Source organism: Pedobacter terrestris (assembly GCF_052343045.1).
In the GTDB taxonomy this organism is placed as follows: Bacteria; Bacteroidota; Bacteroidia; order Sphingobacteriales; family Sphingobacteriaceae; genus Pedobacter.
The window spans coordinates 14,842-27,495 of the sequence record NZ_CP180264.1; the positions used below are offsets into that span (position 1 = coordinate 14,842).

General features: G+C 36.3%; 18 protein-coding genes. 4 read left to right on the forward strand and 14 right to left on the reverse strand.

Annotated features, from left to right (window positions below; translation table 11 throughout):
* Position 1 precedes the first annotated feature (1 nt).
* The 3 genes from ACJVDH_RS00065 to ACJVDH_RS00075 form a co-directional block, all read right to left on the reverse strand.
* A complete protein-coding gene (locus ACJVDH_RS00065) occupies positions 2-1,333 on the reverse strand; it encodes a sigma-54-dependent transcriptional regulator (protein ID WP_443945537.1) in 1,332 nt (443 codons plus the stop codon).
* Positions 1,334-1,402: 69 nt separating this feature from the next.
* On the reverse strand, positions 1,403-1,717 hold the full coding sequence (locus tag ACJVDH_RS00070; protein ID WP_443945538.1) for a hypothetical protein: 315 nt from the start codon (positions 1,715-1,717) through the stop codon (positions 1,403-1,405).
* Between the two features lie 78 nt (positions 1,718-1,795).
* Complete coding sequence (locus ACJVDH_RS00075; RefSeq protein WP_443945539.1) at positions 1,796-2,110, reverse strand: hypothetical protein; 315 nt, start codon at positions 2,108-2,110, stop codon at positions 1,796-1,798.
* A 176-nt stretch (positions 2,111-2,286) separates the two neighbouring features.
* Between ACJVDH_RS00075 and ACJVDH_RS00080 the strand changes: the two genes are divergently transcribed.
* Entirely contained in the window at positions 2,287-2,430 is a 144-nt protein-coding gene (locus ACJVDH_RS00080; protein WP_443945540.1) for a hypothetical protein, read from the forward strand.
* Positions 2,431-2,454: 24 nt separating this feature from the next.
* Here ACJVDH_RS00080 and ACJVDH_RS00085 read toward each other — a convergent pair whose 3' ends face one another.
* The 6 genes from ACJVDH_RS00085 to ACJVDH_RS00110 all read right to left on the reverse strand — a co-directional run bounded on the left by ACJVDH_RS00085 (position 2,455) and on the right by ACJVDH_RS00110 (position 6,943).
* Complete coding sequence (locus ACJVDH_RS00085) at positions 2,455-2,769, reverse strand: hypothetical protein (protein WP_443945541.1); 315 nt, start codon at positions 2,767-2,769, stop codon at positions 2,455-2,457.
* Positions 2,770-2,938: 169 nt separating this feature from the next.
* Positions 2,939-3,925 carry an alpha/beta fold hydrolase gene (locus ACJVDH_RS00090; protein ID WP_443945542.1) on the reverse strand — a complete coding sequence of 329 codons (987 nt, stop codon included), beginning with the start codon at positions 3,923-3,925 and terminating at the stop codon, positions 2,939-2,941.
* 147 nt (positions 3,926-4,072) lie between these two features.
* Positions 4,073-4,912 (reverse strand): hypothetical protein, encoded by an 840-nt coding sequence (locus tag ACJVDH_RS00095; RefSeq protein WP_443945543.1) that lies wholly within the window; start codon positions 4,910-4,912, stop codon positions 4,073-4,075.
* Positions 4,913-4,915: 3 nt separating this feature from the next.
* The gene (locus ACJVDH_RS00100; RefSeq protein ID WP_443945544.1) at positions 4,916-5,290 is read right to left on the reverse strand and encodes a GntR family transcriptional regulator; all 375 of its coding nucleotides are present in this window, start codon (positions 5,288-5,290) and stop codon (positions 4,916-4,918) included.
* Positions 5,291-5,292: 2 nt separating this feature from the next.
* Positions 5,293-6,111, reverse strand: coding sequence for a hypothetical protein (locus ACJVDH_RS00105; protein ID WP_443945545.1), 819 nt, complete (start codon positions 6,109-6,111; stop codon positions 5,293-5,295).
* Positions 6,112-6,115: 4 nt separating this feature from the next.
* Positions 6,116-6,943: an ABC transporter ATP-binding protein gene (locus ACJVDH_RS00110; protein WP_443945546.1), complete on the reverse strand. Its 828-nt coding sequence runs from the start codon at positions 6,941-6,943 to the stop codon at positions 6,116-6,118.
* Between the two features lie 178 nt (positions 6,944-7,121).
* Between ACJVDH_RS00110 and ACJVDH_RS00115 the strand changes: the two genes are divergently transcribed.
* Positions 7,122-7,535, forward strand: a complete 414-nt coding sequence (locus ACJVDH_RS00115) for a DoxX family protein (protein ID WP_443945547.1) — start codon at positions 7,122-7,124, stop codon at positions 7,533-7,535.
* 70 nt (positions 7,536-7,605) lie between these two features.
* On the forward strand, positions 7,606-8,685 hold the full coding sequence (locus ACJVDH_RS00120; RefSeq protein ID WP_443945548.1) for an NADH:flavin oxidoreductase/NADH oxidase: 1,080 nt from the start codon (positions 7,606-7,608) through the stop codon (positions 8,683-8,685).
* Positions 8,686-8,743: 58 nt separating this feature from the next.
* On the opposite strand, the gene ACJVDH_RS00125 is transcribed toward ACJVDH_RS00120, so the two are convergent.
* The gene (locus tag ACJVDH_RS00125; protein WP_443945549.1) at positions 8,744-9,103 is read right to left on the reverse strand and encodes a helix-turn-helix transcriptional regulator; all 360 of its coding nucleotides are present in this window, start codon (positions 9,101-9,103) and stop codon (positions 8,744-8,746) included.
* A 167-nt stretch (positions 9,104-9,270) separates the two neighbouring features.
* Between ACJVDH_RS00125 and ACJVDH_RS00130 the strand changes: the two genes are divergently transcribed.
* Entirely contained in the window at positions 9,271-10,530 is a 1,260-nt protein-coding gene (locus ACJVDH_RS00130; RefSeq protein WP_443945550.1) for a phage integrase SAM-like domain-containing protein, read from the forward strand.
* Here the strand turns inward: ACJVDH_RS00130 and ACJVDH_RS00135 are convergent.
* From ACJVDH_RS00135 to ACJVDH_RS00150, 4 genes are read right to left on the reverse strand one after another with little or no spacing between them, the layout of a single operon-like run.
* The gene (locus tag ACJVDH_RS00135; protein ID WP_443945551.1) at positions 10,525-10,947 is read right to left on the reverse strand and encodes a helix-turn-helix domain-containing protein; all 423 of its coding nucleotides are present in this window, start codon (positions 10,945-10,947) and stop codon (positions 10,525-10,527) included. The genes ACJVDH_RS00130 and ACJVDH_RS00135 overlap by 6 nt on opposite strands.
* A 51-nt stretch (positions 10,948-10,998) precedes the next feature.
* Complete coding sequence (locus tag ACJVDH_RS00140) at positions 10,999-11,442, reverse strand: hypothetical protein (RefSeq protein ID WP_443945552.1); 444 nt, start codon at positions 11,440-11,442, stop codon at positions 10,999-11,001.
* Positions 11,417-11,875, reverse strand: coding sequence for a hypothetical protein (locus ACJVDH_RS00145; RefSeq protein WP_443945553.1), 459 nt, complete (start codon positions 11,873-11,875; stop codon positions 11,417-11,419). The genes ACJVDH_RS00140 and ACJVDH_RS00145 overlap by 26 nt, the downstream gene beginning before the upstream one ends.
* A 1-nt stretch (position 11,876) precedes the next feature.
* The gene (locus tag ACJVDH_RS00150; RefSeq protein WP_443945554.1) at positions 11,877-12,626 is read right to left on the reverse strand and encodes a LexA family transcriptional regulator; all 750 of its coding nucleotides are present in this window, start codon (positions 12,624-12,626) and stop codon (positions 11,877-11,879) included.
* Positions 12,627-12,654 lie beyond the last annotated feature (28 nt).

Here is a 12,654-nt window from a genome sequence, read left to right on the forward strand (position 1 = left end):
TTTACTCAATTTCGTAACGTTCCATTTTTGCGTACAAAGTCTTTCGGTCAATATTGAGCATTTTTGCAGCTTTGGATTTATTGTATTTGGCCTTGATTAAAGTTTCAGAAATCAACGCCTTTTCATTAAACTCATTTGCAGCTTTAAGATCAGAAGAATTTCCGGGTGCGGTTTGTTGATGCACAGATATCATCATTTCATCTGGCAAAGCCGAAATTTCTGCGGTTTCTCCAGGTGTTAACAATACCATTCGTTTAATTACATTTCCAAGTTCACGTAAATTACCCGGCCAGTCATACTTCATCAGCAAAGATTTTGCTTCACTAGAAATATTGCTTACTTGCCTGTTTAGTTCCCTGTTTGAGCGTTGTACAAAGTGGTCAATAAAAAGTTCAAGATCGCCATCACGTTCACGCAAAGGCGGAAGTTGAATTTTAAATTCATTTAAACGATGGTATAAATCTTCTCTAAATTCCCCTTGTTGTATGCTATTGGCTAAATCATCATTTGTTGCCGTGATAATTCTTACATCTACAGCAATTTGTTTGGTACTGCCTAAAGGTTGGATAATGCGTTCTTGTAAAGCACGGAGCAATTTAATCTGTACTTCGTAACTCAGGTTTCCAACTTCATCCAGAAATAATGTGCCCCCGTCAGCGGCTTCAAACTGCCCCTTTTTATCATTTAAAGCGCCAGTGAAAGCACCCTTAATATGGCCAAAAAGTTCGCTTGCGGCTAAATCTTTAGAAAGTGCACCACAATCTATGGCGATAAAAGGTTTATCTGCGCGTTTGCTTTGCTGGTGTAACGTACGTGCAGCAAATTCTTTTCCAGTACCACTTTCACCCTGAATAATGACAGACATATCTGTAGGTGCAACCAGGTTAATGTGTGCGTAAAGTTTTTCGGCAACATCGCTTTTACCTTTAATCAGATCGGTTTCTTCAACCTTAATTTCTGCTTTGACCACATCCTTTTTAGAAAGGGAATTGCTGATCACCATTAAAAGTTCATCAGGATTTACCGGTTTGGTAATGTAATCAAATGCACCCATTTGCATCGATTTTACGGCAGTTCGAACATCGTTAAAACTGGTCATAATGATGAGCGGAGTACTCAAACCTTTATCGCGCACATGAGATAAAACATCGAGACCAACACCATCAGGCAAACGGTAATCGATCAGTAAGAGATCAAACTCTTGCGATTCTATTGCTTTGAAAGATTGTTTAATATGGGTTACGAGCGTAATTTCATGCTTGTTTTTGGTAAGAAAACCTTCAAGTAATTGAGCAAATGTTGTGTCGTCTTCTAAAATCAAGATTTTTGCCATGTAACAAAAATACGAAAAGCCAGTTAAAAAACCGGCCTTTCATATACTAGGTAGATGTAATATTTAGGGTTATTGTACGGGTTTACCGTCTTTGTCAATTTTCACAGAACCGGTTTCGGCTTCTTTTTTAACATTGATCAGGTAATATTCTTTTGTACCTTCTTTAACTGCCCACGCTTCAGTTGGTGTCCAACCTTTGTAAGCGTCTGATTTTAATGCAGTTGTTACTGGTTCTGGCAATTCCTCCAACTTAACCGGAGTTTTTACTGCGCTATCCTGAACGGCTACAATTGCAGTATTATTTAATGTTTTAACTTCTGATGCATTTGCTGCAGTGATTCCTGCGATTGCGAAGAATGCTGCTGATAAAATTAATTTTTTCATGGTTGTAAATTTAATGTATGCACAATCCGAAGATTGTGCTGATGTTAATTATGCCTTAGGGCTGATTATAAGATTTGGTTATTGCACGGGTTTACCGTCTTTGTCAATTTTTACAGAACCGGTTTCGGCTTCCTTTTTAACATTGATCAGGTAATATTCTTTTGTTCCATCTTTAACTGCCCAAGCTTCAGTTGGGGTCCAACCTTGGTAAGCGTCAGATTTTAGTGCCGTAGTTACGGGTTCTGGCAGCTCTTCCAATTTAACCGGAGTTTTTACTGCGCTATCTTGAACTGCTACAATTGCAGTGTTGTTTAATGTTTTTACTTCTGAGGCGTTTACTGCTGTTAATCCTGCAAGAGCGATGAACGTAGCTGATAAAATGAACTTTTTCATAATCTATAATATTTAATTATTTATCTGTGTTACTATGCCAGGTATAAGTTCATAATGATGCCAAAAGAGAAATAAATATTAAAAACCTTATTATCAGTGTTTTATTTATTTAGGAGTTAAAATTATGTGTAGAATTTCTCCACAGATTGTGGTTATTGGCTTCAATTTGCTAAGTAGTGTTAGAAATAATTTTTACGCAGACTAGAGTATACCATAATGATGGAGATGAAATGGAGCTTACGCGTGGAGGATCATTTATCCGCGATAGCGAAATACCAGATATAAAAAAGAGAGGTAAGCGCAATGCCGACCTCTCTTAAAATAGGTAATATTTAGTTGGTATATTATTCTACGGGTTTACCGTCTTTGTCAATTTTTACAGAACCAGTTTCTGTTTCTTTTTTAACATTGATTAAATAGTACTCTTTTGTACCATCTTTCACTGCCCATGCTTCGGTTGCAGACCAACCTTTGTATGCATCAGATTTAAGTGCAGTGCTTACTGCTTCTGGCAATTCTTCTAATTTAACCGGTGTTTTAACCGAACTATCCTGAACTGCAACAATTGCAGTAGTTTTAAAATCTTTTACTTCTGAAGCGTTTGCTGCTGTTAATCCTGCAAGAGCGATGAACGTAGCTGATAAAATGAACTTTTTCATATCTATAAATTTTAATTTTTAATCTGTGTAACTATGCATGGTATCGTTACACAATGGTGCCAAAATAAAATTTATACCTAAAAGACTAGTTTGCACTTGTTTGTATTTGTGCCAATCAAAAAGAAATGTAGACATACGCCACATTCTGCTGATTTTCGCTGCAATGCGTTTATAAACTTCCGGTTAAAGCAATTAAGAACTCTGTTGGGATTTCTATATGTGGAATATGGCCACAGGCATCAAATTCTATAATTTTCGCATTTGGGATTTTGGCCGCTGTTTGTTTTCCTAAAAAACGATATTGGCCATGTATCGCTTGCTGATCTGGGGTTAATAATCCTTTGCCAACAATTGTTTTGTCTTCTTTACCTATAAACAATACAGTTGGTACACGGATATTTTGAAATTCATACACCACCGGTTGCTCATAAATCATTGTGAAAGTCATTGCCGCCACTTTTGCCCAACGTGGGTAATCTGCACTAAAAGTAACACCGGCAGCAACATTTACCAGGCTTTCATATTCGGGTTTCCAGTAAGTGAAATAAGAACTTTGATAGTATTTTCTAACACTTTCAGCAGTTGTTTTGAGTTCGGTTTGATATTGTTGTTCTGTACTTGCATATGGAACAAATGTTTTATAATCTTCCAATCCGATTGGGTTTTCCAGTAATAGCTTTTCGGTTTTGTCTGGAAACATCAAAGCAAATCGTGTAGCCAACATTCCGCCCATACTGTGGCCTAATACAACAGTTTTCTGTATGCCCAACGTATCTAAAAGCTGTTTATTCCAACTTGCCATTTGATGAAAGCTGTAGTGAATAAAAGGTTTAGACGATTTACCAAAACCGATCTGATCTGGTACAACAACTCTGAAACCATTTGTAGTTAAAGCTTTAATTACATTTCCCCAATAATATCCTCCAAAGTTTTTACCATGGAAAAGGATAACTGTTCTGCCATTCGGCGTGCTGGTTGGTGCAACATCCATATATGCCATACGAATATCTTGTCCTTCTGTATGAATTGGAAAATATTTTACCGCATATGGATATTTAACGTTTTCTAAAGTGATGGATAAAGTATCCAATTTCTGCGCTTTTGCAATATTCAAAATGATTACTAAGGCAATTATGAGCAAAAAGAATCTTTTCATATTCGTTGTTGTTATTGACAATCCGGCCAATTTAACACTTAAATTAAATTATGAACAGTGTTTCACTAAAATAATACCGCTTGATTACTTTAGTTTAACGCAAACGAAAAAACAATCTGGCCCAAAGCCAGATTATTTGTCTGTATTCTATTTGTTTTGAAAAAGCTGTTTTAAATAAGGTGTGGGCACTACGAGTACCGTAGAATCTGAAATCTGCCCGCTAATGGATTTGATATTCGTTTTTTCAATATTTAAGCCTGAATTTCCGTTCGTCCTAACCATCAGATTTTGAATATCGGAAAAAGATCGGTTTCCGGTTAATTCTATAGAAGATTGTTGTACATCTAAATTCATACTCTCACAAGAAATTTGATCTGCAACAAGATGACTGTTTTTCAAATACGCAACAATATGTTTAATCTGGTTTCCGGAAATGAAATTTACCCCTTCATTTTTTTTGTATATGCTTTGATAACCTTGTAGTGTGATTCGCCCCACATCATTTCCGTTGAGTACCAGTGAATCCTGTTTGGTGATGATAGAAATTCCTTCGGCCTTATTCAGCGTAATATCGCTGATCTGCTTGCCATAAATAGCAATTATACCTCCATACTGACCATTTTGTTCTTCTTCCAACACGCCGTTAACCGTAATAAGCAATTGTCCGTTTGCATCTGTTTTCGTAGTTATATTTTTTTGCATGTTGCTTTTAACCCGAATACCAGCATCATTACTTTTTATTAAATAAATCTCGATGTACAAATTGTGGGTACCCAATAATGTAATCGTTTTAAATGCATTATTTAATGGAATTTTACTAAAGCCAGAGATCTCATCTGTATATTTTTTGGTTTTGATCAATTCTTCAGTGCTCAGTTGCTGTTCCGGCACTTTAGGTGCAACGGCACTGGCAATCGTGACAATTAAAATTGGAATTAGCAGGCCAAGTATGGCAGTGATTATCAATAATTTATTGCTTCTTTTCATGATTTAGGCGTTAAAGTTTTCTTTAATAAAGGCAGCATATTGATTTTGCAATTCATCAAAATCAATGTTTAAGAGATACATATTCCGGAAAAGACTAGGCAGTTCTTCGTTAATGAATTGCGTTTTTTTAAATTCCATTATATTTTTGACGCTAAACTCTGTAAGATAAAAGCCAACGCCTCTTTTATTAAAAATGATTTCGCGGTTTTGTAAAAGCTCATACGTACGCATAACTGTGTTCGGGTTTACCTCAAGCTCTACGGCCATCTCTCTTACCGATGGGATTTTTTCCTCCTTATCCCATTTTTTTAGAAGAATATGTTCACAAACATAATCTGCAATTTGAAGGTAAATTGCTTTGGTATCTTTAAATTCCATTATTATACCTCTTTTTCTTTAAGTCTGACGTAAGCAATAAACCAAATCCAAAAAGTGACCAATATTGAACCTGAGAAAACTATAATAAAAATACCTTTCTGGCCAACTATTGGGCCTTGATAATTAAATTGAGCATTAATTTTACTCATCACCTGATACAGAATATAACCGCCAGCCCAGAAAAAAACCAAGACAGATATTGCCGTTTTGATATAGTGGAAACGATTAAAGTAGATAGAACCCAAAAGAAATAAGCTGGTAGCAAAAAAGGGCATAAATGTTAATGGCCAAAATTCTTTGTAATTGATATGGGATGCAACCCTGGTGAATTTGAAATTATGATATTGATCAGAAACTTTAATTGATGTATTGCTTAATTCGAATTGGTGATCTGCAAAGCTCATCACAATATATTTCCCAAATGCAAAATCTATGATGCCGAAGATCAACACGTAACTGAAAATGGATAAAACTGCGGTATAAAATATAGCGGTTAAAAACTTTTCAAAAATGGATGCAGGTACCATCAGCTCGATAATTGCACGCGATTTTTGTCCGAAACTGCTGAAATAACTGCTTGAAATTATGGTGATGAATAGAAACCCGACAATTACAAATAACGGATATCTGAATTTTAGATCGAGATAACCATCGGGATTTACTGGTGGCACGCCTTGCGATACTCTTGGTATGCAGAACAAGTAAAAACCACAAATTACACTTGCCAAAACCACCAGACTAATAAGGTAAATTTTGCCAAAATCCAGCCACTGTCTTTTTACAAGTAATCTAAATCGGTTAAAGTTGAAGATATTATTCATGGCGTTAATTGAAATAAGGTTTAAATTTGTTTTTATCTGTCAAAATCGCATTAAACAGCAACTCAATATCCAGTTTACTTTCTTCCTGATGAAAATTGGGTACAATTGCATGATATCCCGACAAGGAGGATTCTGCATAGATAACCGTATTGTCTACCTGATCCATTCTTTTGAAAGTTAATTTTTCGGTAATCTCATCAACTGACGCTTGCAGCGCAACATCGTTATCATCCAGCATGATAATCGTATCTATCAAATTATCTAAATCACGTACCTGATGTGTTGAAATGATAATGCAACGATCATCCGTTAACGCAGAAGCCATAATTTTTCTGAATTGTGCTTTCGAAGGGATGTCCAATCCGTTGGTTGGCTCGTCCATAATAATCAGGTTTGCTTGTGTAGCCAATCCAAACGCAATAATGAATTTTTTCTTCTGTCCGTAGCTCATATTGGTTAACGAATGATCATCCGGTATATCAAATTCTGAAAGCAATCTATTGAAATAAGTATGGTCAAAATTTTCAAAAAATGGTGTATTTGCTTTTAGGTAGGTTTTAACTTTTACGGGCGGTAAATCAAATTCTTCTGGTATAAAACAGATTTTAGAGAGCAACTCTGGCTGTCGCTTTCGCGGATCTGATCCCAAAACCATCAGGCTTCCGCTTTGCGGATAAACCAAACCGGCCAGATTTTTTAATAATGTAGATTTTCCAGCACCATTTTTACCCAATAAACCATAAATGTGGCCGGCACTAAGTTGCATGCTCAGGTTTTTAAATAGCGGTTTCCCTTTGCTATACCAGAAATTAAGATTGTCAATTTTAATCATTTTATACTGTACTAGTTAAATAATACACTAATGTAATTCAGAAATTTCAGACCTGCAAATTTTCTTTAAAATAAATTTTAAACCTCTTTATAACGCCTTTGTAAAATCTAGGTTTCATATCAGTTGAATTCAAACATCCTTTGCGCAGAGATTGTATGTTTGTATAGAAGCTATTGATATGGAAAAAAGAAACGCTTTTGTACTCGCCAGACTGGCTATTGGTTTAAGCTTTTTTGGCCACGGATTGGTGCGCTTACCTAAACTTTCTGGTTTTAGCCAATGGATGATGGCACAATTTTCTAAGTCTGTATTGCCTGATTTTTTGGTGTTCCCCTTTAGTTATGCGCTTCCGGTTCTAGAATTTATTTCTGGCTTAATGGTTATTTTAGGTTTGTTTACCAGGCAAGGTTTGCTTTTGGCCGGAGCGGTTTCGCTTGCATTGATTTTTGGCACCACAATGATCGAAAATTGGGATGCATTGCCCTCGCAACTTATTCATGTTGCATTTTTATCTATATTACTGGCTTACCTGCAACACAATACTTTTGCATTAGATCAAATCATTACCAAAAGAAATGCACCACTTTCATAAACAATAAAAATTATAAGTTAAACACAAAGATAAAGACGGTTTCGCACCTTTTATCAAATATCAAAGTTATATGTCGAGATTATTTACGCCTTTAAAGTTAAAGGACATTTCACTAAAAAACAGGATTGTAATTTCGCCGATGTGCCAGTATTCTGCCACAGATGGTTTCGCCAACGATTGGCACCTGGTTCATTTAGGCAGCCGCGCTGTTGGTGGCGCCGCATTAATCATTCAGGAAGCAACTGCTGTGACCAAAAACGGGCGGATTTCTTATGGCGATTTAGGCATCTGGAAAGATGAACACATCGAAAAACTACAACAAATTGTTTCTTTTATTCATGAAAACGGAGCTGTAGCGGGCATTCAATTGGCGCACGCAGGGAGAAAAGCAAGTTGTGATGTGCCTTGGAATGGTGGCGAACAAATTGCTGAAGGGGAAAACAGCTGGGAAACTGTTGGTCCATCTGCCATTGCTTTTAAAGCCGGGCAAGTTGCTCCACGCGAACTGAGCATTGATGAAATTCAGCAAGTTGTTGCGGCGTTTAGAGATGCCGCCATCCGTGCAAAAATTGCAGGTTATAAAGTTGTGGAAATACATGCTGCACATGGATATCTTTTACATGAGTTTTTGAGTCCGCTGAGCAATACGCGTACCGATCTTTATGGCGGCAGTTTTGAAAATCGCATCCGTTTGGTTATAGATGTGGTGGAAGCTGTACAATCTGTTTGGCCAGAAGAATTGCCTGTTTTTGTGCGTATTTCTGCAACAGACTGGACAGAAGGCGGATGGAATGAAAACGATTCTTTGCTGCTTTCTGCAGTGTTAAAAGATAAAGGTGTTGATTTGATTGATGTTTCATCAGGCGGGAATGTTGCCGATGCTTTTATCCCGGCAGGGCCAAATTACCAGGTTCCTTTTGCAGATAAAATCCGGAATGAAATCGGGATTCGTACCGGCGCAGTTGGTATTATTGTAGATGCACATCAGGCAGAAGAGATTCTGGAAGAGGAAAAAGCCGATTTAATCTTTATTGCACGAGAATCTTTAAGAGATGCTTATTTCCCAACTCATGCCGCACAAATACTTGGCGATGATATAGAATGGCCAAATCAATACGTTAGAGCAAAACGGGAAACCGCTAAAAAATAAAATTAAGCCAGTGATTTACTGGCTTTTTTTTATTATTTAGAAAGGAAACCTGCAATATTCAATGCAATTTCAACATGCTTTGTTTAGGCGTATCGCCAAAATATTTTTTATATACAGTGATAAAATGAGACGGACTGCTATAACCCGTGCGTGTAGAAATTTCACCGATAGTTAGTTCATTACTTTTCAGCAATTGTGCCGCAATTTCCATTCTGAAACGGATTACATAATTGTAAATCGTTGTACCACAAATTTCTCTGAAACTGTTTTTCAGTTTCAACTCATTAAGTGCTACCATTCTGGAAAGTTGTTTAATGGTGGGTGGTTCTGCATAGTTTGAAGATAAAATACCTTTGGCCATTTCTATTTTCTGGATCAACTCTTCTTTGTATAAAAAGAATTGATCATTTTGAAACAAATTTTCACGAACCTAAATTAATGCACTTAGAGGCATTTTTTTAGCGTTAAGATAGCATTGGGAGGTACCTGAATGAAAATATCCGAACTTCATGTAGCATAGTTTTAGCAAAAACTTATCTCAACTTATTCGATTTTTTGTTACAATTGTGCTACAGAATTTCCCTTATGGCTAACATTGATTTTAAAGTATTCAAGCATCATAAAAAAGAGAACGGACAATATAACGTTAAACTCATGATTTATCACAACAAAAAAAGGACTTATCTAAGTACCTCACATTTCGTGGTAGATGCCCAACTGAAGAAAGACTACACGATAAAGGATAAGGATTTGCTTGCCTTACTTACAATGGAATTAGCAGATTACAGAAAGAAGATTAGTTCACTTGGTGACAAGATAAATCATCTATCCGTACAAGACTTAGGGAAACTTCTTACTAAACCAAAAGAAATCGATCGTAATATTAATTTTATCCAATATGGGCGGGAACGCGTTAATGAACTTAGAGAGGAAAATAGGCAATCATATGCCGGCACTTTTCAAGCGGTAATAAATAATTTAGTTGATTACCACGGCGAATACCTGCCGACAAATGAAATCACTTCCATATTCCTAAAAGGTTATGAAAGTTGGTTAAGAAATCCAAGGACGCAAGTTAGAATGATCCGGCAAAATACAAAGTCTATTGTTCAGAGTAAAGGCATGGACGATACGGGCATATTTTACCATATGAGATCATTCCGTTTGCTTTTTGGATCAGCCAGAAAGCATTACAATGATGAAGACACAGGTATAATTAGGATTGCTAACAATCCATTTTCTAAATACAAGTATGGAACTGAACCATCGACAGAAAAGAGAGCCGTTCCAATATCAATCATTCGATCAATTAGGGATTGCAAAGTTCCTCAAGGTGGGACCGCTGAACTTGCCAGAGATTTGTATATGGCTTCATTTTATCTATGTGGGATAAACGCTATTGATCTTTATTCACTAAAAGCAAGTGACATTAAGGGAGAGCGACTAACATATAATAGATCTAAAACAGCTGGGAGAAGATCTGATAAGGCTGTCTTTAGTGTAAAAATAGTTGATGAAGTGCGCCCCATTTTAGAGAAACATATAGGGAGGCTGAGTGAAAGGTATAAGCATAACACATATTTAAACAAAGGTCTTGCCTTGGGATTGCGTCAGATAATAGATCTACTGAATGATAGGGATGGAGAAAATTTGGAATATATTGATTTTTATTCAGCCAGGCATACTGTTGGTACAGAAGCTAGAAATACTTGCGGTTTTTCTGTTGATGATGTTGCAGAGGTATTGAATCATAAAAATCAAGCGAATAGGGTTACGGATAAGTATATTAAGAAAGATTGGAGTAAGGTTGACGCTATTCAGGCAGCACTGATAGCATTACTATAGTCCTGCCTTATCTAATCTGCTTTCAAGCTGCTGGATCAATTTATAAGCTTGGTTTAGATTGACTTCAAGGATATCAATTTTTCTATGAGCTGCGTCGATAGACGCCTGCAGATCAATAATTTTGCCTACTGTGGATTGTGGTTTTTTATCAGGATCATTCTGAAATACCTCGCCGCCTAATCCAGTATGAAGCCAATTTATATTTAACTTATATTTTTCCTTTAGCTTGGCTAAAATAGCAATGCTGATTCTCCTTTTGCCGCTTGCAATGTAGGAATAGTACGCCTGGGTAACACCCAAAGATTCAGCGACAGCGGTTTGATTTTTTCCCACATATTTACTGATAAAATACAGAAACCTATTTAATTGCTTCTGATCAGCCTCGTTGACTTTATTTATGTTCTTGGTTGGTCTCATTTATTGTTTGTCAAAATTTGTGATTGTTAAATTCGTTAGCTCAAAATTTGTTTATTGTATCTCAAACTTCAAATCAAACGTCCCCATCACGCAGTATTCGTATTCATGTCCCATTAATGTTGTGATTTCTGGATATTCAAGTTTGAAATAAATACCATTTTTTTCTGTATGGTCAAATATCAGATCTAATAGATTATGCTGTTTTACTCCCCGTGCATAAGTTTTATTCCAAAGATTAAATCTTATTTTTTGGTAACCAAAGGCTCGGTTTACAATCACATTCACTGTAATAAAATCTAATTTGTAGTTCCCATACCTATTTAGAGCTGGAAACGAACCCGGAATAAAACCGTTCTTCGGCCATAGGCTGCATCCATACATTGGACTTTCATAAAGTATCTCCATCACCGTTGAGTATACTTTTGACATAATATTTCGGCGTTCCACCGCAGTCACAACGAAATTATCCTTATTCTGAATATGTGATTTTCCCACCGAGTTTTTGAGCAATTTTCATCATTTTTTCACCAATGTCTTTTGAAATCTTGTCTTTTCCAAAAACAAATGGTTCCAGCATATTTTCTGTCGATATTCCAGTTATAACAATCACGTTGTTGAGCCGCTTGGTTTTAGGTGTTATTACAATCCCATTATCTTTTGTTGATACTTGAAAAATCAGCTGGCGAATATAATTTATCCCTTCAATCTTAACAGGTGCAGTTGTAAATTGAAAAAAATCTGTGTCTTTTTGACCAATATCATATCCTAATGATATTAGTGAGGATCCAGCAAATCTAAAGTTATCTTGCGCATCTTTATTGTTAGTGGATATCATTTTACTTGCTCCTTTAAAAATGACCGTGTCCTGCTTTTGTGCAAATACAAAAAAAGGAAGTAATGCGAGAAGTGTTAAAATTGATTTTTTCATTTTATCTTTTTTTATTAATTATTTGAACTACGCTGAAAATTTGCTCGACATCCCTTAAATCAAGATCTTCATCTTTGAATTCGGGATTTAATGAGTGAATTGTAATTAACCCATTCTCTACGTCATGCCTTGTAATTTGCTTTATTAGAATTCCCTTCGTTCTGTGTACGATCACCCATGTGTCGGTTGTGTGTGTATGGAGCCTGTATTTCCATTTGTCCTTAGGAATATCCCGGCCTATAGCTATTCTTCCTGGTCGAATACTTAAATCAGCAAGTTCATCCGTATCATAGCAAACCATACTCCACCCAGATACTTCAAAAGCAATATAGGATCCACGATGTACGCCATCAACGAGCAAAGGGATTGTTTCCAAATCGTCGTAAAATTCTTTATCTCCAAACCCGACAAGGTAGCCTGCGTAAGCTTTCTCTTTTATTAATGGTACCTGCATAATTAAACTTTCATCCGGCAGCTTATAAATTTTTTCATTGGTTGCATCAAAACCGTATGGATCTGCAAGACGAAGTGGTAAAGCTTCAAGTTTAGCAGAATCCTTCCCCCAAATCTCTTCTTCAGAAACATTGAGCTTGTCAACTATTTTAGCTACTGTTTCGCGTTGTAAACTTGACGTTTTAAAGAAAGTGTAAACAGCCTGTCTGGAAACTCCAAGTATTTCTGCTACTTTATTTACGCTTAATCCAATTTGTTTAAGATAAAAACGAAATTTTTCTCCCTGATAATCAGACATTTAAAAAATAATTAGTTTATAAGTAAAC

Coding starts and splice junctions, on each gene's coding strand:
- ACJVDH_RS00065 (WP_443945537.1), bottom strand. CDS start 1,333: ATGGCAAAAATCTTGATTTTAGAAGACGACACAACATTTGCTCAATTA.
- ACJVDH_RS00070 (WP_443945538.1), bottom strand. CDS start 1,717: ATGAAAAAATTAATTTTATCAGCAGCATTCTTCGCAATCGCAGGAATC.
- ACJVDH_RS00075 (WP_443945539.1), bottom strand. CDS start 2,110: ATGAAAAAGTTCATTTTATCAGCTACGTTCATCGCTCTTGCAGGATTA.
- ACJVDH_RS00085 (WP_443945541.1), bottom strand. CDS start 2,769: ATGAAAAAGTTCATTTTATCAGCTACGTTCATCGCTCTTGCAGGATTA.
- ACJVDH_RS00090 (WP_443945542.1), bottom strand. CDS start 3,925: ATGAAAAGATTCTTTTTGCTCATAATTGCCTTAGTAATCATTTTGAAT.
- ACJVDH_RS00095 (WP_443945543.1), bottom strand. CDS start 4,912: ATGAAAAGAAGCAATAAATTATTGATAATCACTGCCATACTTGGCCTG.
- ACJVDH_RS00100 (WP_443945544.1), bottom strand. CDS start 5,290: ATGGAATTTAAAGATACCAAAGCAATTTACCTTCAAATTGCAGATTAT.
- ACJVDH_RS00105 (WP_443945545.1), bottom strand. CDS start 6,111: ATGAATAATATCTTCAACTTTAACCGATTTAGATTACTTGTAAAAAGA.
- ACJVDH_RS00110 (WP_443945546.1), bottom strand. CDS start 6,943: ATGATTAAAATTGACAATCTTAATTTCTGGTATAGCAAAGGGAAACCG.
- ACJVDH_RS00115 (WP_443945547.1), top strand. CDS start 7,122: ATGGAAAAAAGAAACGCTTTTGTACTCGCCAGACTGGCTATTGGTTTA.
- ACJVDH_RS00120 (WP_443945548.1), top strand. CDS start 7,606: ATGTCGAGATTATTTACGCCTTTAAAGTTAAAGGACATTTCACTAAAA.
- ACJVDH_RS00130 (WP_443945550.1), top strand. CDS start 9,271: ATGGCTAACATTGATTTTAAAGTATTCAAGCATCATAAAAAAGAGAAC.
- ACJVDH_RS00135 (WP_443945551.1), bottom strand. CDS start 10,947: ATGAGACCAACCAAGAACATAAATAAAGTCAACGAGGCTGATCAGAAG.
- ACJVDH_RS00145 (WP_443945553.1), bottom strand. CDS start 11,875: ATGAAAAAATCAATTTTAACACTTCTCGCATTACTTCCTTTTTTTGTA.
- ACJVDH_RS00150 (WP_443945554.1), bottom strand. CDS start 12,626: ATGTCTGATTATCAGGGAGAAAAATTTCGTTTTTATCTTAAACAAATT.